The sequence below is a fragment of the Agrobacterium sp. H141 genome, assembly GCF_057158725.1.
Map to the genome: position 1 here is coordinate 72,916 of NZ_CM169893.1, position 20,677 is coordinate 93,592.

Consider the following 20,677-nt stretch of genomic DNA (forward strand, 5'->3'; position numbering starts at 1 on the left):
AGAAGGATCAGTCTTCGAGATCGGGGATACGAAGAACCTGACCGGGATAAATCTTGTCCGGATGGGACAGCATCGGCCGGTTGGCCTCAAAGATGACAGTGTGTTTGGGACCCTTGCCCTTGCCATATTGTTCTTCTGCAATCTTCCAGAGATTGTCGCCCTTCTTCACGGTATAGAAGACCGGATCCTTGGCCGCAACGCCGGCGTCGGAAATCTTGAGCTCACCTGCTTCGACCGATGAGATACCGAGCGTGTTGCCGACAGCGACAATCGCCTTTTCGAAAATCGACTGGTCTTCGACCACGCCTTTCAAGACGACCTTGTCATTCACGACTTCGACTTCGACCTTGTCGGTTCCGAGGTCATGGGACGCCAGTTCCTTCTTGACTGCCTCGACATCCGGAGCATCGTCATCACCACCGATGCCAAGCTTTTTTCCGGCATTCTTGATGAAGCTGAACAAACCCATACTGCAATCTCCCTGTTATCCATTTCTGATGGCAGATGACGGCAGCTTTCTGGAAAAAACAAGGGGAATTCTAAAAAACCAATTGCTGAATTAGTCATTATCGGGGCGAGTGCGCATCTTCTTGATTTCACCGCGACCCGCCTTCTCCTTCAGCCGGCGCTCGATGGATGACCGGCTTGGCCTGGTCTTCCTGCGCGGCGGCGGCGGCGGTTCCGCAGCCTTCAGGATCAATTCCTTCAGGCGTTCGCGCGCATCTTCGCGATTGCGCTCCTGGCTGCGAAAGCGATTGGCCTCGATCATCAACACACCCTCCTTGGAAGCGCGCCGTCCGGCAAGCTTCAGGGCGTTTGCCTTGATGCGATCCGGAAGCGAAGGCGATCCGGTTATACTGAAAAAGAGTTGAACAGCCGTCGAGACCTTATTGACGTTTTGCCCGCCCGGGCCTCCAGCCAGCACGAACTGCTCCGTGAGTTCCCACCCGGCAATCGTGATGCGGTTATTGATATGCAGTGCGTCGCTGGCCATCGATCCTGTCTCCGGGCTTTTCTATTTCACAACAGAGCGCTGCGGGAAACAGGTTCAAGGCCCTGGATGCGAAAAACCCGGCGATCGGATCGCCGGGTTTTCAATTTCAGAATAATTGCAGCGGCTTACTCGGCGGCCAGGCGAATGCTTGGCGCGGCTTCCAGCACCTTGCCATCCACATGACTTTCGAACTTCTCGAAATTGGCAATGAACATGCCGACCAGCTTCTGGGCTTGAGCATCATAGGCTGCACCATCCGCCCAGGTCGAGCGTGGATCGAGGATCTGCGATTCTACGCCCTCAACAGAAACCGGCACAGTGAAACCGAAATTCGCGTCGGTCCGGAATTCCGCACTTTTCAGTTCACCGGTCAAGGCACCGTTCAGAAGCGCACGCGTGACCTTGATTGGCATGCGGTTTCCCGTTCCGTAGGCACCGCCGGTCCAACCGGTGTTGACCAGCCAGCAATCAACCTCATGGTTTGCGATAAGATCCCGCAGCAGACGTCCGTACTCTGCCGGGTGTCGCGGCATGAACGGCGCACCGAAACAGGTCGAAAAGGTTGCTTCCGGCTCGGTTACACCTTTTTCCGTGCCGGCAACCTTGGCGGTGTAGCCGGACAGGAAGTGGTACATGGCCTGCTCGGGTGTCAACCGGGCAATCGGCGGCATGACACCGAAGGCGTCGGCGGTCAGCATGATGATTGTCTTTGGATGCCCCGCGATGCCGGTAGCAGATGCGTTGGGGATGAAATCCAGCGGGTAGGCGCAACGCGTGTTTTCGGTCTTCGAGCCATCGTCGAAGTCGGGAACACGATCTTCGTTCAAGACGACATTTTCCAGAACCGTGCCGAAACGCTTCGTGGTCGCATAGATTTCGGGCTCTGCTTCCGCCGACAGGCGAATGGTCTTGGCGTAGCAGCCGCCTTCGAAATTAAAGATACCGCCTTGGCCCCAACCATGTTCGTCGTCTCCGATGAGAGTGCGGTTTGGATCGGCCGACAGCGTTGTCTTACCAGTGCCGGACAAGCCAAAAAACACGGCCGAATCACCCTCGGCGCTGACATTGGCAGAGCAATGCATGGGCATGACGCCCTTGGCAGGTAAAAGGTAGTTCAAGACGGTGAAGACCGACTTCTTCATCTCGCCGGCATAGGACGTGCCGCCAATCAGAACGATGCCGTTGGTCAGGTCACAGGCGATCACTGTTTCCGAGCGGCAGCCATGACGCGCCGGATCAGCCTTGAAGCTGGGCAGGTCGATGATTGTCAGCTTCGGCTGGAAGGTGGTGAGCGCCGCACGTTCGGGCCTGATCAGCAGGTTGCGGATGAACAGCGAATGCCACGCATATTCGGTTACGACCCGCGTCGGCAAGGCATTTTCAGCGTCTGCACCGCCGATCAGATCCTGCACGAAGAGATCCTTGCCGGCAGCATGCGCCAGCATGTCCTGATGCAGAAGCGCAAAATTCTCTGGCGTCATGGGCTTGTTGTTGTCCCACCAGATCGTTGGATCGGTGTTGTTGTCGCGCACGACAAACTTGTCTTTCGGCGAACGACCGGTGTGCTGTCCGGTGTCGGCGCAAATCGCACCGTCGGCTGTCAGCACAGCTTCGCCACGGCGAATGCTTTCTTCATAGAGCTGGCCGGGATTGAAATTGTAATGGACTCGCGCCGCATCACCGAGACCAATCGCCGCTATATCGTTTTCGCGATTTCTAAGACCTAGCTCATCCATCGACAGCATCCTTTACTCCAGGGCCGATAGCCGTTGAATTTTTCGAGAAACTAGAGGGCACAATCAGTCAACGCAAGAAAAAAATTCAAAAACATCCAATAATATCAATTATTTAATCGATTTAAATTCCTTACCTCTGGTTTAAATCGGTTAGAAGAGGGCAATTGGCATAGATCGTTTTGGCGGTGTTTGGCCGCAAATATCGGCAACGGCTCGGGCGGCTCTTTATCTTTGCCACAATTTGTTCCACCTTTATCCTCAATAAGCGCTCCTTGACGCCAAGGGCTGGGCGGGCAAAGCCAGGAGCCGCAAAGATGACGGAGAGCATGACTATGCAGACAATCGCGCTCGTAGACGACGACCGCAATATCCTGACCTCAGTGTCGATTGCGCTTGAGGCTGAGGGTTATAAGGTCGAGACCTACACGGACGGTGTATCTGCGCTTGACGGGCTCGTTGCCCGTCCCCCGCAACTCGCCATTTTTGACATCAAGATGCCGCGGATGGACGGAATGGAGCTTCTGCGCCGCTTGCGACAGAAGTCCGATATCCCGGTGATCTTCCTGACCTCCAAGGATGAAGAGATCGATGAGTTGTTCGGTCTCAAGATGGGCGCCGATGACTTCATCACCAAGCCGTTCTCGCAGCGTTTGCTGGTCGAGCGGGTCAAGGCCATTCTTCGTCGCGCGGCGAATCGCGAAGGTGCGGCGACCACGGGCACTGCCAAAACCGCCGGCGAACTGCAGGCACGAACCCTTGAGCGGGGCCAGCTTGTGATGGATCAGGAGCGCCATACCTGCACCTGGAAGAGCGATCCGGTCACGCTCACAGTCACCGAATTTCTGATTCTTCAGTCTTTGGCGCAGCGCCCCGGTGTCGTGAAGAGCCGCGATGCACTGATGGATGCGGCCTATGACGAACAGGTCTATGTTGATGACCGGACGATCGACAGTCACATCAAGCGCCTGCGCAAGAAATTCAAAATGGTTGACGTCGATTTCGACATGATAGAGACGCTCTACGGCGTGGGCTATCGCTTCCGGGAAGCAGCCTGAACGGCTGGCGGCTGGAATAGCCGCCAGACAAATACGGAATGCAGAGCCGTGACAGTGGGCGCGGAAGGTTTGATAGTTGGCGGAAAAGCTTTCGGAATGGGAACTTGATGAGCTCGACGGTGCCGTCGCGCCGCCAAACCTCATGGCCCATCCGTTTACGCTGATCCGTCGTATTTTCGGCAATGCGCTCTTTTCCAGCCTCACGCGCCGCATCGTGTTCTTCAACCTTGCAGCTATCTTCGTGCTGGTAGGTGGCATCATGTATCTCAATCAGTTCCGCGAGGGATTGATTGATGCACGTGTCGAAAGCCTTCTGACCCAGGGCGAAATTATTGCCGGTGCGATCTCTGCGTCTGCGTCGGTTGATACCAATTCGATCACCATCGATCCGCAAAAGCTTCTGGAACTGCAGGCGGGTCAAAGCATAACGCCTGTACCGAACGACGAGGATCTGGAATTCCCGATCAATCCGGAGCGTGTGGCACCGGTGCTTCGCCGCCTGATTTCGCCAACGCGGACGCGTGCTCGCCTCTTCGATGCGGATGCCAACCTGCTTCTTGATTCACGCCACTTGTATTCGCGCGGTCAGGTCTTGCGGTTCGATCTGCCACCTCTCGACAATGACAGCAGCTCCTGGTCGGACAGTTTCTCGCGCCTCTTCAATCGCATCCTGCAACCGGGCAACCTGCCGCAGTACAAGGAAGCGCCTGGGGGAGACGGCTCGATCTATCCTGAGGTCATGAATGCTCTGACCGGTGTTCGCGGCGCGGTGGTGCGGGTGACTAACAAGGGCGAGTTGATTGTCTCAGTGGCCGTTCCCGTTCAGCGTTTCCGTGCAGTTCTGGGCGTTCTGCTGCTATCGACCCAGGCAGGCGACATCGACAAGATCGTCCACGCCGAACGACTGGCGATCCTTCGCGTCTTCGGTGTCGCCACATTGGTGAACGTGGTTCTGTCGCTTCTTCTGTCGTCGACCATCGCCAATCCGCTGCGACGACTTTCTGCGGCAGCCATCCGCGTTCGCCGCGGAGCCAAGGAAAGACAGGAAATTCCGGATTTTTCGGCGCGTCAGGATGAAATTGGCAACCTGTCTGTCGCCATCCGCGAGATGACGACGGCCCTTTACGACCGAATCGATGCAATCGAGAGTTTTGCGGCCGATGTCAGCCACGAGTTGAAAAATCCGCTGACGTCTCTTCGAAGCGCGGTCGAGACGCTGCCGCTCGCGCGCAACGAAACCTCGCAGAAACGGCTCATGGATGTGATCCTGCATGATGTCAGGCGGCTGGACCGATTGATCAGCGACATCTCTGATGCCTCTCGCCTGGATGCGGAACTGGCGCGCTCGGATGCACGTCCGGTCGATCTGGAAAACCTTGTCACCAATCTGGTTGATGTCTCACGACAGATCCGCTCCAGCAAGAAACCGATCGAGATCGAGCTTTTGATCGACAAGCGACCGGGTGCGAAGGCCGGGTTTGTCGTGAACGGACACGACCTGCGTCTTGGCCAGATCGTTACCAACCTGATCGAGAATGCACGCTCCTTCGTTCCGGAAAAGGGCGGCAGATTGACCGTCAAGCTCTCCCGTTCACGAGGTCGCTGTGTGATCCAGATCGAGGACAATGGCCCGGGCATCCAGGCCGAGAATATCGACCGGATCTTCGAGCGGTTTTATACAGATCGACCGGGAATCGAGAGTTTCGGACAAAATTCCGGCCTTGGCCTTTCCATCAGTCGGCAAATCGCCGAGGCCCATGGCGGGAGTCTGAGGGCAGAAAATGTCATCGACGCTGAGACCGGCGAGATCAAGGGCGCCCGTTTCGTGCTGTCGCTGCCCGTCGAGAACCCTTCATGAAGCTGAGCGGTGCCAATGTCCATGGAACCGCAATCATCGCAGGCACGCGCGGCATTCTGTTTGTCGGTCCGTCCGGACGTGGCAAAACGTCTCTGGCGTTTACCTGTATGGAAGAGGCTCTGGCGGCAGGCAAATTTGCAGCCCTTATCGCAGATGACCGCGTCGACATACGAACATGTGATTCGCACGTTATCGCCTCCCGGCCCGAGACAATTCGTGACCTGATGGAATTGCGATATGGCGGTATTGTCTCACGCAAAAGTCAGGCCAAGGCAGTGATCCACTGCGGCGCCCTGATTGTGGATCCCGTTTCAGCAGAAAGGCTTCCGCCTGAGAACGAAACGCTCGTATTCGATGGCGGAGCGGATGTTCCGCTCTTGCGGATACCGTCGCAGACACCTCGCCCTCTTGCCTTCCTGGATGCTCTGATGAGGACGCGAAGTGGAGCGCAGAGACCTACGGGTGAAACATTTTGAACTTGCGCTTGGAATTTACATCGCCAAGATGACCTGCCACCGGTGGACGGCTTGACCGCTTTGCGTTAACTGGCCAAATGTTTGCGTGTGCAAAGGGACGGAAAAAGTATGATCGGACTTGTGCTTGTCACTCATGGCAGGCTGGCTGAAGAGTTTCATCACGCTGTGGAGCATGTTGTTGGTCCGCAGAAGTTTGTCGAAACGGTATCTATCGGCCCCGAAGACGATATGGACCAGCGCCGCCAGGACATCCTCGACGCGGTGCTCAGAGCGGATGACGGTCACGGGGTCATCATTCTCACCGACATGTTCGGAGGCACGCCCTCCAACCTTGCCATTTCGGTGATGAACAGCGGTCGAATTGAAGTCATTGCCGGTGTCAACCTGCCGATGCTGATCAAGCTTGCAGGCGTTCGTGGCGAGAACGATATGGAAAAGTCGCTGGCCGAAGCATCCGAAGCAGGGCGAAAATACATCAACGTGGCAAGCCGCGTCTTGAGTGGCAAATAGGACCCTTCGGAAGACGGCTGCATGGATTCGAACTCGCGTGAACTGCTGATCATCAACAAGCGCGGCCTGCATGCGCGGGCATCGGCGAAGTTCGTGCAGCTGGTTGGCAGTTTCGATGCGCAGGTTTCCGTCACCAGGGATGGCACCACTGTCGGTGGGACGTCGATTATGGGCCTGATGATGCTGGCCGCCAGTCCCGGCTGCAGCATTCTCGTTTCAGCCGAGGGGCCGCAGGCCACGGAAGCGCTTGCGGCACTTGAGCAATTGATCGCCGACAAGTTTGGCGAAGAAATCTGATAATCACATAAAGACATAAAGACTTCTTTATATCGATATTGTCATTTTCGCTCAACACTGCTAAACGCCTTTGCAGGAAGCCTGTTCTCTGGGGACAGGCGCTTGACGGCGCGTATTCGGCATTCGTGCAATCTTTTGCGATGCGGGCCCTGATTCAAGGCTGGAGATCTTTATGAGCACCACGAATGATTATGTCGTAGCGGACATTTCGCTTGCCGATTACGGTCGCAAGGAACTGGACATCGCCGAAACCGAAATGCCTGGCCTGATGGCCTGCCGCACTGAATTCGGTGAAACAAAGCCGCTGAAAGGCGCACGTATCAGCGGCTCGCTCCACATGACCATCCAGACCGCGGTTCTGATCGAAACCCTGGTTGCCCTTGGTGCCGATGTCCGCTGGGCATCCTGCAACATCTTCTCCACCCAGGATCATGCGGCGGCTGCAATCGCTGCTTCCGGAATTCCGGTTTATGCGGTCAAGGGGGAGAGCCTTGAGGAATACTGGACCTATACGGACCAGATCTTCCAGTGGGCCGACGGTGGCGCATCCAACATGATCCTCGACGATGGTGGCGACGCTACCATGTACATCCTGCTCGGCGCTCGCTCAGAAGCCGGTGAAGACGTGCTGAGCAACCCGCAGTCGGAAGAAGAAGAAATTCTGTTCGCACAGATCAAGAAGCGCATGGCAGCGTCACCGGGCTGGTTCACCAAGCAGCGCGATTCGATCCAGGGTGTGACCGAAGAAACCACCACTGGCGTGAATCGTCTTTACCAGCTCAGCCAGAAGGGTCTGCTTCCCTTCCCTGCGATCAACGTGAACGACAGCGTCACCAAGTCCAAGTTCGACAACAAGTATGGCTGCAAGGAATCGCTCGTCGACGGCATCCGTCGTGCGACCGACGTCATGATGGCCGGCAAGGTTGCCGTGGTTTGCGGTTACGGCGACGTGGGCAAGGGTTCCGCCGCTTCGTTGAGCGGTGCTGGCGCACGCGTAAAGGTCACAGAAGTTGATCCGATCTGCGCCCTTCAGGCAGCGATGGACGGATTTGAAGTGGTCCAGCTTGAGGACGTTGTCTCCTCAGCCGATATCTTTGTGACCACGACTGGTAACAAGGACGTCATCCGGATCGACCATATGCGGGCGATGAAGGACATGGCGATCGTTGGCAATATCGGCCATTTCGACAACGAGATCCAGGTTTCTGCACTGCGCAATCAGAAGTGGACCAACATCAAGCCTCAGGTCGACATGATCGAGTTTCCGAAGGGCAACCGCATCATTCTGCTGTCCGAAGGTCGCCTTTTGAACCTCGGCAATGCAACCGGTCATCCGTCCTTCGTGATGTCTGCGTCGTTTACCAATCAGGTGCTTGCCCAGATCGAGCTGTTCAGCAAGGGCGATCAATACGAGAACAAGGTCTACATTCTGCCCAAGCATCTCGACGAGAAGGTTGCACGCCTCCATCTGGAGAAGCTTGGTGTGAAATTGTCGGAGCTTTCCGAAGAACAGGCCAGCTATATCGGCGTGTCGCAGACGGGCCCGTTCAAGGCGGAACACTATCGCTATTAATCGACACTGAAATATCCACAACATCTTGTGGCCGCAGCCTTGACAAAGGCTGCGGTCTTTTTTTGGTCAGCGCTCTTTCCGCAGAATCCCTTAAAAGGTATTGTTTTAGCACTTGATTCGTTGCTTCCGCAGGCGGGCGGAAGCGTGAAATCGGATGTCTTGTCGACGATGCGGCACATAGGACGGAGACAGACCGAGTATGTCGGTAGAACAATATGACTTGCCAAAGCGGCAGGTGCGATACGAGGTCGCACACGTCGCCAATCGGGGATTCTGGCAGCCTGGAGCACACGTTTATGCGCGCCATGGTGGAGGAATCTGCGGTGTGGCGCTAAAACGACTCTTTGCGGCAGGTACGGCGCTTGCAACGCTTTCCCAGAGCGCATTTGCGCAATCGGAAACCCTGATTGGCGATACGACACGCCTGTTTTCTTCAGCAGAGACAATCGGCTTTTCTCTTGTCATCGGGCTTTTCTCCGCAACGCTGTTGTCGGCGGTCTGGCTCGTACGGCAGAGGGGAAACATCGAGAGCGAACGACTTGAGCTTCGCTCTGCACTGGCAGATGCGCGACAGGAAATCTCTCGCTACGAAGCGCTTATCGCTGACAAGAACCGCAGGATCGTGGTCTGGGATGGCCGGACAGGCAAGCCCGAATTCCTGGGCCAGCTTCCCGGTGAAACAGGTGCTCCGCAGAATAATTCAGACTTCCTGGCCTTCGGCAGATGGTTGAAGGCACCGTCGGCGATCGAACTGGAACGCTCGATCGAGGGTCTACGCTACGATGCACGCAGCTTTGACGTTGTGGTTGAAACCCAACGCGGTGAAGTGCTTGAAGTCCAGGGGCGATTGTCCGGTGGTCGCGCCTTTGCCCGCTTCGTTGCACTGAACAATCTGCGCGCCGAACTTGCCGAGCTGAAAATAGAAAAGACCCGACTGATGTCGTCGATTTCGACATTCGAGGCGCTTCTGGATTCGATTGAGCAACCCGTTTGGCGGCGCGACAATCATGGCCAGCTGGTGTGGGTGAACCATGCCTATAGCGAAGCCGTCGAGGCGACGTCTCCCTCCGTTGTCATCCAGGAACAGCGCGAATTGCTGGGATCTGTGGCACGGGAAAGCATCAAAGCGAGCGCGACGCTCGAGTCTCCCTATAGCGATACCGTCTCGACCGTCGTTCGCGGCAACAGGGCGTTCCTGGATGTGGTCGATGCGCGAAGTGCCTTTGGCTCGTCCGGCATGGCCATCGATACCAGCCAGGCCGAGGCGCTGCGCGAACAGCTGACCCGGACGCTCAAGAGCCATGCTGAGACGCTCGATCATCTGGCAACTCCCGTCGCCATTTTCGACGGCGAACGCAAGCTTCAGTTCTACAATCAGGCCTTCGTACAGCTCTGGCAGTTGGATCTGCCGTTCCTCGAATCCCATCCGGACAACAGCGAACTGCTTGACCGGCTGCGTTCAGAGGGCAGACTTCCCGAGCCGCTCAACTGGAAGAACTGGAAAGAGACCGCGCTCTCCGTCTACCGGGAACCTGATACCAAGACGGATCTTTGGCATCTTCCAAACGGTCAGACCCTTCGCGTCATCGCCTCGGCGCATCCGCAAGGCGGTGCGACATGGGTGTTTGAAAACCTTACCGAACAGGTGGATCTGGAAACGCGCTACAATACTCTGTTGCGTGTCCAGGGTGAGACGATTGACCATCTGTCGGAAGGTGTTGCCGTTTTCGGCCCCGATGGACGCATCCAGCTTTGCAATCCGGCCTTCCGCACACTGTGGAACATTACCGAAGTGCAGGCGACGCCTGGAACACATATCCAGGCAATCGAAAGCGCCTGCCTTGAATCGTACGACAAGCCGGATGGCTGGAAGAGCTTTGCCCAGCTGATCACCAGCTTCGACGATGAGCGCCCTTCCCGTCAGGGTACACTCGAGCTCTATTCCGGACTGGTGCTGGATTACGCTGTCATCCCGCTTCCCAATGCCCAGACCATGCTCACATTCGTCAACATGACCGACAATGTGCGGGCCGAGCGTGCGCTGAAGGAAAAGAACGAGGCGCTTCGCAAGGCGGACGAACTGAAGAACGAATTCGTCCAGCATGTCTCTTACGAATTGCGCTCGCCTCTCACCAACATCATTGGCTTCACCGATCTTCTGAAGACGCCGACCATCGGGGAATTGAACGATCGTCAGGCAGAGTATCTCGACCATATCTCGACATCCTCGTCCGTGCTTTTGACAATCGTGAATGACATTCTCGACCTTGCGACGTTCGATGCAGGTATCATGCAGCTCAATCTCGAGCAGATCGATCTCGACGACCTTCTGGACGATGTGTCAATGCAGATGACCGATCGTCTGCAGGAAGGCAATGTGACGCTTGAGATTGCCGCGCCGACCCAACTGGGCCAGCTGGTGGCAGATCAGCAGCGGCTGAAGCAAATCCTGATCAAGATCCTTACCAATGCCGTGAATTTCGCTCCGGATGGTTCTTCGGTCGACTTGAAGTGCTGGCGCGAGGACAGTGATTTCGTGTTCTCCGTTACCGATAGTGGCTGTGGGATGTCGAAGGATATGCTGGATAGCGTGTTCAACCGCTTCTCTGCCAGCGGCAAGGGCGGCAAACGCAGCGGCGCAGGTCTCGGTCTTTCCATCGTTGAAAGCTTCGTCAGCCTGCATGGTGGTAAAGTCTCAATCGACAGCAGCCCGGGCAAGGGTACGACGGTCGTGTGCCAAATACCGTCCGCCAGCTTGTCGAGTGCAGTAGCCGCAGAATGAAGGCGTCGGAGCGACGGGCGCTGAGCCTTCTGCTGCCGGGTGAAGCCGAAACGGCCAAACTTGGTGAAGATCTGGCGCTGGCGCTTGGGCGTGGCGACTGTTTGGCGCTTCACGGTGATCTGGGTGCAGGAAAATCCACACTCGCGCGCGCCTTCCTCAGAGCCATGGCTGATGATCAGACCCTTGAGGTGCCAAGCCCGACCTTCACCCTGGTGCAGCAATACGAGCTTCGATATCCGGTCGCGCATTTTGATCTTTATCGCCTGGGCGATCCATCCGAGCTCGACGAACTGGGTTTTGACGAAGTGCTGGAGCATGGGATCGGTCTGGTCGAGTGGCCGGAGCGGGCCGACGGTGCCCTGCCCGATGACCAAATCACCCTTCACATGACCTTTGACGGAGATGGACGACGGGTCGCGATTGAAGGTCCTGTTGCCAAACTGGACCGGATTGAGCGTGTTCTGGCAATCCGTGCCTTTCTCTCAGATCATGGTTTCGGCGATGCTCGTCGTCGTTTCCTGACCGGCGACGCCTCATCGCGGGCCTATGAATATATCTATGCCGACGGGCAGCCGCGCCGTATCCTGATGGATGCGCCTCGAAAGCCGAATGGCCCGCCTATCCGGGATGGAAAGCCCTATTCACAGATCGTGCATCTGGCAGAGGACGTTTACCCCTTCATGGCAATCGACGCGATGCTGCGCGACAAGGGTTTTGCTGCGCCTGAGATCATCGAATCGGATGGCGAATCCGGCATTCTGCTGATCGAGGATCTGGGGACTGAGGGCATCCTTGAACCGGATGGCCAACCGAATGCTGACCGCTACGAGGCAAGCGTCGCCTGCCTCGCCCGGTTGCACGACACGCCGATCGAGCGGGACATTCGATTGCCCGAAGAGCGCGTTCACCGCATTCCTGATTTCGACCGGGTGGCGATGAAGATGGAAGCAGAATTGCTGGTCGACTGGCATCTGCCGTGGTCACGCTCCGGTGAGGTTGCGAGCGACGAGGAGCGCCTAAGCTATCTGGCAATCTGGGATGGTCTGATCGATGACCTTGCGGACGCCGATACCTCCATTGTTTTGCGAGATTTCCACTCCCCCAATATCATCTGGAGAGAAGATGACACCGGCATCGGCAAAATCGGCCTGATCGACTTTCAGGATGCGATGATCGGACCTTCCGCCTATGATCTGGTGTCGATCGTTCAGGATGCCAGAGTGACAATCGATCAGCCCCTGGCGACAAGATTGATGACGCGCTATCTCACCATCCGCGCCGAGACCCCCGGATTTGACGAGGCGGCTTTCATGAGATCGTGGCACATCATGGCGGCGCAGCGTTCCTGCAAGCTGGCAGGACTGTGGGTGCGGCTGATGCAGCGTGATCAAAAACCGGCCTATATGCGGCATATGCCCCGCACGCTCGATTATCTACAGGCAGCACTTGAACATCCTGCCCTTACCCCCTTGCGGGATTGGTGTGCAAAGGCTCGAATCGGCTCCGTCGAATCAACACGGTAGACACGATGCATATCACCGAAGCCATGGTGCTGGCCGCGGGGCTTGGAACCCGCATGCGACCGATCACCGAAACAATGCCGAAACCGCTGGTGCGGGTAGCAGGCAAACCGCTTGTCGACTATGCGCTTGATCTTCTGGCCGATGCCGGTGTGGAGCGCGCTGTGGTGAATGTGCATCACTTCGCCGAACAGATGATCCCGCATTTGCAGAACTATCCCCGGCTTGAGGTCTTGATCTCTGACGAGACATCCGGGTTGATGAATTCAGGTGGGGGACTGGTCAAAGGCCTCAAGCTGCTAGCCAGAGATCCGGTCTTCGTCATGAACGCCGATCTATTCTGGATCGGTGACGACGATGGCAAAAAGTCCAGCCTCGCGCGTTTGGCGGCGACCTTCGATCCCGACACCATGGACATGGCGCTTTTATGCGTGGACATGGACCACGTTACCGGCCACAACGGGAAGCGCGACTTCAATCTGGGGCATGATGGCCGCTTGAGCCGCTATCAGGAGGGCGACGCCGATCCGGTGGTCTATGCGGGGGCAATTGTCCTCAATCCGGCTCTGTTCGATGACGCCCCCGATGATGCCTTCAATCTCAACCTCTATTTCGACCGCGCAATTGCCAGCAGCAGGCTCTACGGCATGCGGTTGAAGGGCGAGTGGATCACCGTGGGCACCCCTGAAGCCATCGGCGAAGCCGAGCGCACAATAGAGCGTCAGAAAGCTGGTTGAAGACCATGGAAAAACGGCGTGATCCACGCATTCTGACCATACCGCCCGGTATTCCGTTCCTCAGGGAACTGGCCCAGTCGCTGCTTGATGGTCGGCTGACGCCCGATTTTCGCTATGAACCCGACGATCCGCTATCACTGTCCCGCGTGACGATTTTCCTGCCGACACGGCGTGCCGTGCGCGTGATGCGTTCAGAATTTGTCGACCTTCTGGGCGGACGATCGGCAATCCTGCCTGTGATCAAACCGCTGGGTGAGACGGAAGAGGACGAAAGCTATTTCGACGCCGATCTGCCGGCACTCTTTGATCTCGCACCACCGATCAGCAATACCGCGCGGCTGATCGAACTGGCGCGGCTTATTCTCGCCTGGCGCAACCAGCTTCCGGATATCGTGCGCAGCATTCACACGGACACACCACTTGTGGCACCGGCAAGTCCTGCGGACGCCGTGTGGTTGGCCCGCGCACTGGTCGAGTTGATCGATGCCGTTGAAACAGAAGAACGTGATTGGGCAGATCTCGCCAAGCTGGATGCTGGCAACTACGCCTCGTGGTGGCAATTGACGCTTGAATTCCTGCGCATTGCCAGCGCCTTCTGGCCCGAACGGTTGAGGGAACTGAACCGCTCGTCTCCCTCACGGCATCGGAATGCCATGTTGCGCGCCGAGGCGCAGAGAATCGCGTCCCTACCCGGCAACGGACCGGTGATTGTTGCCGGCTCGACCGGCTCCATTCCGGCAGCGGCCGACTTCATCAGCGCGGTCGCGAACCTGCCGGAAGGCGTGGTGGTGCTGCCGGGGCTGGATCAGTCGATGCCACCTGAACACTGGCTTTTGGCCGGTGCCGAGGACGGCGACATGCTTTCCAGCGACCCGGCAAGCCGAAGTCATCCCCAATACGGCCTGTTCCATCTGCTCAAGCGTCTTCAATATGTTCGAGCCGATGTCGAAGCACTGGCCACCTCGCCTGACGACCTGAAAGACCGCGCAGAAGTGTTGTCGCGCACGCTGGCACCGGCTGCAGCGACGGATGACTGGACAGTGTGGAGACAGGGTTTCTCAGCATCGCGTCTTGAGGCCGCCTTCGCCGATGTCAGTCTGATCGAAGCTGCCAATGAGCGAGAAGAAGCCTGCGCCATCGCCATCGCTCTCAGACTTGCTCTTGAAGAGCCGGGCATATCGGGCGAAAGCCGGGCAGCGCTCATTACGCCGGACCGTGAACTGGCAAAACGGGTGAAGGCGGAACTTGCCCGTTTTGGCATTACCGCTGACGATTCAGCCGGAACCCCACTTTCAGCAAGTCCGCAAGGCACCTTGTTGATGCTGCTGCTCGAAGCGGCACTCAGGCCAGGCGATCCCGTGGTGATCGTTTCGCTGCTCAAGCATCCACTGGTGCGTTTTGGCATGAACGAGCAGGATTGCCAGTCGGCCGCAATGGCGCTTGAACTTATCGCCCTTCGAGGTGGCCTCGGCGTCGTGGACATCGACGGGCTTGAAGCCCTGCTGGAGACACAACTTAAATCTCAGGAGGGTGATCGGCATACGCCGCAGTGGCGGCTTTCATTGCCAGAGGGTGCGGCTGAAAGCGCTCGCAGGCTCGCACAGGCCATCCAGCGCGCGGCAGAGCCTTTGACGACAGCTTTGATGAGGCGCCATGCCGATGGGCGGTTTTCATCGCGGCTTGCCATGCGGGAGTGGGCTGAACGGACCGGTAAGGCGCTGGAGGCGGCATGCGCCGATGCGCGGGGTGATCTTGCCATTCTCTGGTCTGGCGAAGCGGGTGAAGCTCTGGCAGGTCTTTTTGGACAGATCATCGAGACAGATGGCGTGATCGAAGCCGATGGACCGCAATGGGCCGATATCATGAATGCCTTCATGGCCGGCGAGGCGGTGAAGCCTCGGGCCATGCGCCATCCTCGTGTCTATATCTTCGGATCGCTCGAGGCCCGCCTGCAAAGTGTCGACACCATGATTCTGGGTGGTCTCAACGAAGGTTCCTGGCCGAACCAGACGACCAATAATCCGTTTTTGTCGCGGATGATGAAGACCGGTATTGGCCTTGAGCCGCCCGAACGGCGCATTGGCCAGCTGGCCCATGATTTCGAGATGGCGAACGGCACGCGGCGATTGATCTATTCGCGCGCCATGCGGCAAGGCTCAGCCCCGACGGTCGCTTCGCGCTGGCTACAACGATTGATGGCGCTCGGTGGCCCCGACTTTGCCAAAAGCTTGCGCGAACGCGGCGAGATCTACCGACATTATGCCGGGCTGATCGATCTGGGCGAACGGCAGGAACCGGCCCAACGTCCTGCTCCAAAACCGGCGGCGGACCTGCAGCCAAAACGCTATTCCTTCAGCGAAGTGGGGCGGCTGCGACGCGATCCCTATTCGATCTATGCGCGACGCATTCTCAAGCTCGATCCGCTGGACGACTTCAACAAGGATCCCGGTGCTGCCGAGCGCGGTACGCTCTATCACCGGATTGTCGAGCAATTCGTGCGCGAGGGGCATTCGCTTGATCCGCTTGTCGCTGACGCTGCCATGGATGCGATCATCCAGCGTGAATTTGCAGCCGAACATCTGCCGCCGCATATCGAAGTGGTCTGGCTTCAGCGTTTCCGGGACGTGGGCCGTGCCTTTCTCGCATGGGAACGGGGCCGACGAGGGGAAATCCGGCAAAGCTTTACGGAAGTGCCGGCCGGCATGGAAATCGCCGAAGCCGGCATTCGCCTGACCGGTATTGCTGACCGGATAGACCTCAAGGGTGCTGGTCATGCCGACATCATCGATTACAAGACCGGCCTGAACCCCAGCCCGCAGCAGGCCCGCACACTTGTCGACCCGCAGCTTGCACTTGAAGCCGCTGCGCTTGCCGAAGGTGCCTTTAAAAAGGTAGGTGCGCAGAGGACCGATAATCTGGTCTATGTGCGGCTTCGTCCCGGCGATCGCTTCAAGGTGGATCAGGTCAACAATGAATTGACGGGTCGTGGCGACGACACGAAATCCGCTGCCGATCTGGCACATGAATCGATCGGCCAGCTGATCCGATTCGTCAAACTGCTGCAGAGCGGCGAACGCGGCTATGTTTCACGCCTGATGCCGTTCATGGAAAGTGATCTGGGCGGAGAATACGATCATCTGGCGCGGGTCGCTGAATGGTCGACGGCTGAAGCCGAAGAGGGAGCCGGTGATGAGTGAGTTGTCTCCCCTCCCCGAAGGGGCCGATCCGATTGACTGGACGACGGCACGCCAGGCTCTGGCATCGGACCCGGATCGCTCTGCGTGGGTCTCGGCCAATGCCGGCTCCGGGAAAACCCATGTCCTGACCCAGCGCGTTATCCGTCTGCTGCTTGCCGGAACACGGCCCTCGTCCATTCTCTGCCTCACCTATACGAAGGCCGCGGCATCTGAGATGTCCAATCGCGTGTTTTCGCGCCTTGCCGACTGGGCCACACTGGACGATGAGGCACTTGCGGACAGGATTGCCCAGATCGAGGGTATGCATCCCGACCGCCTGAAGATTGTCGAAGCGCGACGATTGTTTGCCAAAGCACTGGAAACGCCCGGCGGTTTGAAGATCCAGACCATCCATGCCTTCTGCGAGGCCTTGCTGCATCAGTTTCCGCTGGAGGCGAATGTTGCCGGTCATTTCTCCGTGCTTGACGACCGGACCGCGCTCACCGTGCTCACCGAGGCCAGACGCTCTCTTCTGACGGCGACCTCCGCAGAAGAAAACGCCGAACTGGCGGAGGCCTTTTCTCATGTGCTGAGCATTGCCGACGAATTCGGTCTCGACGCCTTGCTGAACGATATCGTCAACAATCGCCAAGTGATCCGGACGTTCCTGCGCGAAGCCGCACGCGTGGGCGGCACCGATCCGCGGCTGCGACAGATCTTCGGTTTCAGCGAGACTGACAGCGAGGACGTGATTGCACAGGGCATCTGGCCATTGAACGGTATGAGCGGGCCAGCGCTTTCCGCCTATATCGATCTTGCCGAGCAAACCGGCGGCGTAACCGCAAAAGCCATTGCCGAGGATCTGCGCAAGGCGGTTGAAGAAACTAAACCCTTCATTCGCATTGGGTATTTCGAGAGCGCGTTGCTGACCAAGCAAGGCATGGCCAAAAGCCCCAAGACGTTGATGACGGCAGCGATGCTGAAGGTTTCCCCGCACTTGCTCGATGGCCTCCTCGAAGCTCAGGAACATGTGTTGCAGTGCCGCGACCGGCTCCGGTTGTTTCGCATGTATGTGGCAACGCGCTCGGCGCTCGTGCTCGCCGAGCGACTGATCGAAGACTATGAGGAGTTGAAGAAGACACGCAGTCAGCTGGACTTCGAGGATCTGATTGCGCGCACCGCCGAGCTTTTGACCAAGAGTGACGCTGGACCGTGGATCCACTACAAGCTCGATCAGGGCATCGACCACATTCTGGTGGACGAAGCACAGGATACAAGCCCTATCCAGTGGTCTGTCATTCGCTCGCTGCGCGATGACTTCTTCTCGGGCCAGAGCGCCCGACAATTGTTGCGCACATTTTTTGCCGTCGGTGACGAGAAACAGTCGATTTACTCGTTCCAGGGCGCGCGTCCGGAACGCTTTGCCGAAGAGAGCCGTCTGACGGAACAAGAGGTCTTACAAAGCGGGGCGCTGTTTGACGCAATCCGCTTGCCGCTGTCCTTCCGCTCGACAATGTCTGTGCTGAGCGCGGTCGATCAGGTCTTCTCCATTCCAGACAACGCGCGTGGACTGGGTGACCAGGCGCAGACGGTTGTCCACATGTCGAGCCGCATCGGCCATCCCGGCAAGGTAGAGCTCTGGGACATGATTGCTCCGGCCGAAAGTGCGAAGGACGACGACTGGACAGCCCCGTTCGATTCGACACCTGAAAGCGCGCCATCCGCCGTTCTGGCGCGGCGCATTGCCGAGCGTATTGGCGCCATGGTGGGTCAGGAGACAATCGTCGATCACGGCGTGGAACGGCCGATCGAGGCGGGCGACATTCTGGTGCTTGTGCGCAAGCGCGACAGCTTTGTCACCTCCCTCACCCGCTCTCTCAAGCGGCGTGGCGATATTCCCGTGGCCGGCGCCGACCGCCTGAAGCTTGCCGGACATATTGCCATTCAGGACCTTCTGGCGCTGGGACGTTTCGTGCTGGTGCCGTCGGACGATCTTTCCCTTGCCGCGCTGTTCAAGAGTCCGCTCTTCGATCTTTCGGAAGATGATCTGTTTGACGCGGCTGCGCACCGGCCTGAAAACATGAGCCTCTGGTCCCATCTTCAGACCGTCATGGATGCAGGCCCGTGGTCAGCCGTCGTGCCTCGGCTGGAAAAACTCGTCGCTCTTGGGCGACACGCCACCGTTCATGAATTCTACGCCAACGTGCTTGGCAGTCTTGGCGGTCGGCGCGCCTTTCTGGCGCGCCTCGGCACCGAGGTCAGCGACATCCTCGACGAATTCCTGAACTTTGCCCTGTCCTCCGAAACGACAGGTCTTCCGGGGTTGCAGAACTTCATATCGACACTGGAACTGGAATCGCCGGTGATCAAACGGGAGCTGGACAAGGCCCGCAACGAAGTGCGGATCATGACAGTGCACGCCTCGAAGGGACTGGAGGCTCCGGTTGTCTTTCTGGTCGATGGCGGAACACGGCCTTTCAATAGTGCCCACCTGCCCAAATTCCGCATCATGACAGTGGCACAAGGCGATACGCCCGTGCCCGTCTGGATTCCCACGAAGGATCTGGCCAATTCTCTGACGCAGGCCGATTCCGCGCGCGTGGAAGCGCTGGCCGAAGAGGAATACAGGCGTCTGCTATACGTCGCGATGACGCGTGCGGCCGACAGGCTGATTGTCTGTGGCTCCCAAGGCAAGCGTCCGCAAGGTGGCATTTGGCACGAGATGATAGCCCAGTCGCTGCGACTGAAGGACGATCATTGCCGCGAGGTCACCTTTTCCGGCGCCGATGGTGAATGGGGTGGCCTGATCTGGGAACAGCCGGGCCACATCCGCGACTTTCCACAACAGGTCGTCAATCAAAAAGCCGAACAGACCGAGACTTTACCAGAATCGTTGCTGCGGCCGTTGCCGGAACCCAAACAGTTGCCACGGCCCTTGAGCCCTTCAGGCGCAGGCGGAATGATCGAGAGCAATACCGGCGATGCACTGATCGGCTCGCCCTTGTTCGGTGAAACGGAAAGCGCAGGCCTCGCATTGCAAAAAGGCCGGCTTGTTCACCGCATGCTGCAGGTCCTGCCATCCTACCGGCAAGACGAAAGGGAGGAAGCAGCCTGGCGCTATCTGGAGCGGGCCGCTTGTTTCTGGCCCCGGGAGGAACGAGACAAGGTCCATGCGAGCATAGTTGCAGTTCTCGCTCATGAGGGCCTTCAGGCGGTGTTCTCATCCCAGGGACAAGCTGAAGTCTCGATCATGGGCACGCTGGATCTCGACGGTCACCCCCGTGCCGTCAGCGGTCGCATAGACAGGCTTGCCGTGAGCGATGATCGCGTCATTCTTCTGGATTACAAGACGAACCGTGTTCCACCCCGTGACATTCACAGCGTGCCGCTGTCGCATAGCGCCCAGCTTGCAATCTATCAGGAGATCCTGAAGCCGTTGTTCCCCGGCAAGGCGTTTGAGTGCCTTCTCGTCTACACGGAAAATGCATCGTTGATCACATTGGACGACGCCTGTCTTTCGCATGCGCTTGCCGCGCTCAAGACAGTGTGAAATACAGGCCATTGAAAATCAGACCCGGCATGCTCACATTCATGCACAACGTAATACCGGAAAGGATTCCCCCGATGACAACGGTGAAAGTTGATACTGCGAACTTCCAGACGGAAGTCCTCGATTCCGCAGAGCCTGTGGTTGTGGACTTTTGGGCTGAATGGTGCGGCCCCTGCAAGATGATCGCTCCTAGCCTCGAAGAAATCTCCAACGAGATGGCTGGCAAGGTGAAGATTGCAAAGCTGAATATCGATGAAAATCCTGAGCTTGCCGCTCAGTTCGGTGTTCGCTCGATCCCGACACTCGCCGTCTTCAAGGCAGGCGAAGTGGCCGACATCAAGGTTGGCGCAGCGCCCAAGACTGCCCTGACAAGCTGGATTTCCGGCGCCGTCTGATAGACGCAAAACATCTTT

15 protein-coding genes are annotated in these 20,677 nt (G+C 57.7%); 12 read left to right on the forward strand and 3 right to left on the reverse strand.

Annotated elements, in window-relative coordinates; all coding sequences use genetic code 11:
* Positions 1–7 precede the first annotated feature (7 nt).
* The 3 genes from lysM to ACWPM9_RS00335 all read right to left on the reverse strand — a co-directional run bounded on the left by lysM (position 8) and on the right by ACWPM9_RS00335 (position 2,730).
* Entirely contained in the window at positions 8–469 is a 462-nt protein-coding gene (gene lysM, locus ACWPM9_RS00325; RefSeq protein WP_484756358.1) for a peptidoglycan-binding protein LysM, read from the reverse strand.
* Between the two features lie 90 nt (positions 470–559).
* A complete protein-coding gene (gene arfB / locus ACWPM9_RS00330; protein WP_428188349.1) occupies positions 560–994 on the reverse strand; it encodes an alternative ribosome rescue aminoacyl-tRNA hydrolase ArfB in 435 nt (144 codons plus the stop codon).
* Between the two features lie 125 nt (positions 995–1,119).
* Positions 1,120–2,730, reverse strand: a complete 1,611-nt coding sequence (locus ACWPM9_RS00335; protein ID WP_484756359.1) for a phosphoenolpyruvate carboxykinase — start codon at positions 2,728–2,730, stop codon at positions 1,120–1,122.
* 332 nt (positions 2,731–3,062) lie between these two features.
* On the opposite strand from ACWPM9_RS00335, the gene ACWPM9_RS00340 reads away from it, so the two are divergent.
* The 12 genes from ACWPM9_RS00340 to trxA all read left to right on the forward strand — a co-directional run bounded on the left by ACWPM9_RS00340 (position 3,063) and on the right by trxA (position 20,659).
* Positions 3,063–3,785, forward strand: a complete 723-nt coding sequence (locus ACWPM9_RS00340) for a response regulator transcription factor (RefSeq protein WP_428188526.1) — start codon at positions 3,063–3,065, stop codon at positions 3,783–3,785.
* Positions 3,786–3,927: 142 nt separating this feature from the next.
* Positions 3,928–5,643: a stimulus-sensing domain-containing protein gene (locus ACWPM9_RS00345; protein WP_428188527.1), complete on the forward strand. Its 1,716-nt coding sequence runs from the start codon at positions 3,928–3,930 to the stop codon at positions 5,641–5,643.
* A complete protein-coding gene (locus tag ACWPM9_RS00350) occupies positions 5,640–6,119 on the forward strand; it encodes an HPr kinase/phosphorylase (RefSeq protein ID WP_428188351.1) in 480 nt (159 codons plus the stop codon). The genes ACWPM9_RS00345 and ACWPM9_RS00350 overlap by 4 nt, the downstream gene beginning before the upstream one ends.
* Before the next feature lie 108 nt (positions 6,120–6,227).
* Positions 6,228–6,629 carry a PTS sugar transporter subunit IIA gene (locus ACWPM9_RS00355; RefSeq protein ID WP_428188352.1) on the forward strand — a complete coding sequence of 134 codons (402 nt, stop codon included), beginning with the start codon at positions 6,228–6,230 and terminating at the stop codon, positions 6,627–6,629.
* Between the two features lie 21 nt (positions 6,630–6,650).
* Positions 6,651–6,926 (forward strand): HPr family phosphocarrier protein, encoded by a 276-nt coding sequence (locus ACWPM9_RS00360; protein WP_428188353.1) that lies wholly within the window; start codon positions 6,651–6,653, stop codon positions 6,924–6,926.
* A gap of 172 nt (positions 6,927–7,098) precedes the next feature.
* A complete protein-coding gene (gene ahcY, locus ACWPM9_RS00365; RefSeq protein ID WP_484756360.1) occupies positions 7,099–8,499 on the forward strand; it encodes an adenosylhomocysteinase in 1,401 nt (466 codons plus the stop codon).
* 199 nt (positions 8,500–8,698) lie between these two features.
* Positions 8,699–11,281: an ATP-binding protein gene (locus ACWPM9_RS00370; RefSeq protein WP_484756361.1), complete on the forward strand. Its 2,583-nt coding sequence runs from the start codon at positions 8,699–8,701 to the stop codon at positions 11,279–11,281.
* On the forward strand, positions 11,278–12,804 hold the full coding sequence (gene tsaE / locus ACWPM9_RS00375; protein WP_484756362.1) for a tRNA (adenosine(37)-N6)-threonylcarbamoyltransferase complex ATPase subunit type 1 TsaE: 1,527 nt from the start codon (positions 11,278–11,280) through the stop codon (positions 12,802–12,804). The genes ACWPM9_RS00370 and tsaE overlap by 4 nt, the downstream gene beginning before the upstream one ends.
* A 5-nt stretch (positions 12,805–12,809) precedes the next feature.
* Positions 12,810–13,538, forward strand: coding sequence for a nucleotidyltransferase family protein (locus tag ACWPM9_RS00380; protein ID WP_484756363.1), 729 nt, complete (start codon positions 12,810–12,812; stop codon positions 13,536–13,538).
* A gap of 5 nt (positions 13,539–13,543) precedes the next feature.
* A complete protein-coding gene (addB, locus tag ACWPM9_RS00385; protein WP_484756364.1) occupies positions 13,544–16,735 on the forward strand; it encodes a double-strand break repair protein AddB in 3,192 nt (1,063 codons plus the stop codon).
* A complete protein-coding gene (gene addA, locus ACWPM9_RS00390) occupies positions 16,728–20,264 on the forward strand; it encodes a double-strand break repair helicase AddA (RefSeq protein ID WP_484756365.1) in 3,537 nt (1,178 codons plus the stop codon). Before addB ends, addA begins: the two co-directional genes overlap by 8 nt.
* Before the next feature lie 74 nt (positions 20,265–20,338).
* Complete coding sequence (gene trxA / locus ACWPM9_RS00395; RefSeq protein WP_428188360.1) at positions 20,339–20,659, forward strand: thioredoxin; 321 nt, start codon at positions 20,339–20,341, stop codon at positions 20,657–20,659.
* The last annotated feature ends 18 nt before the right edge of the window (positions 20,660–20,677 follow it).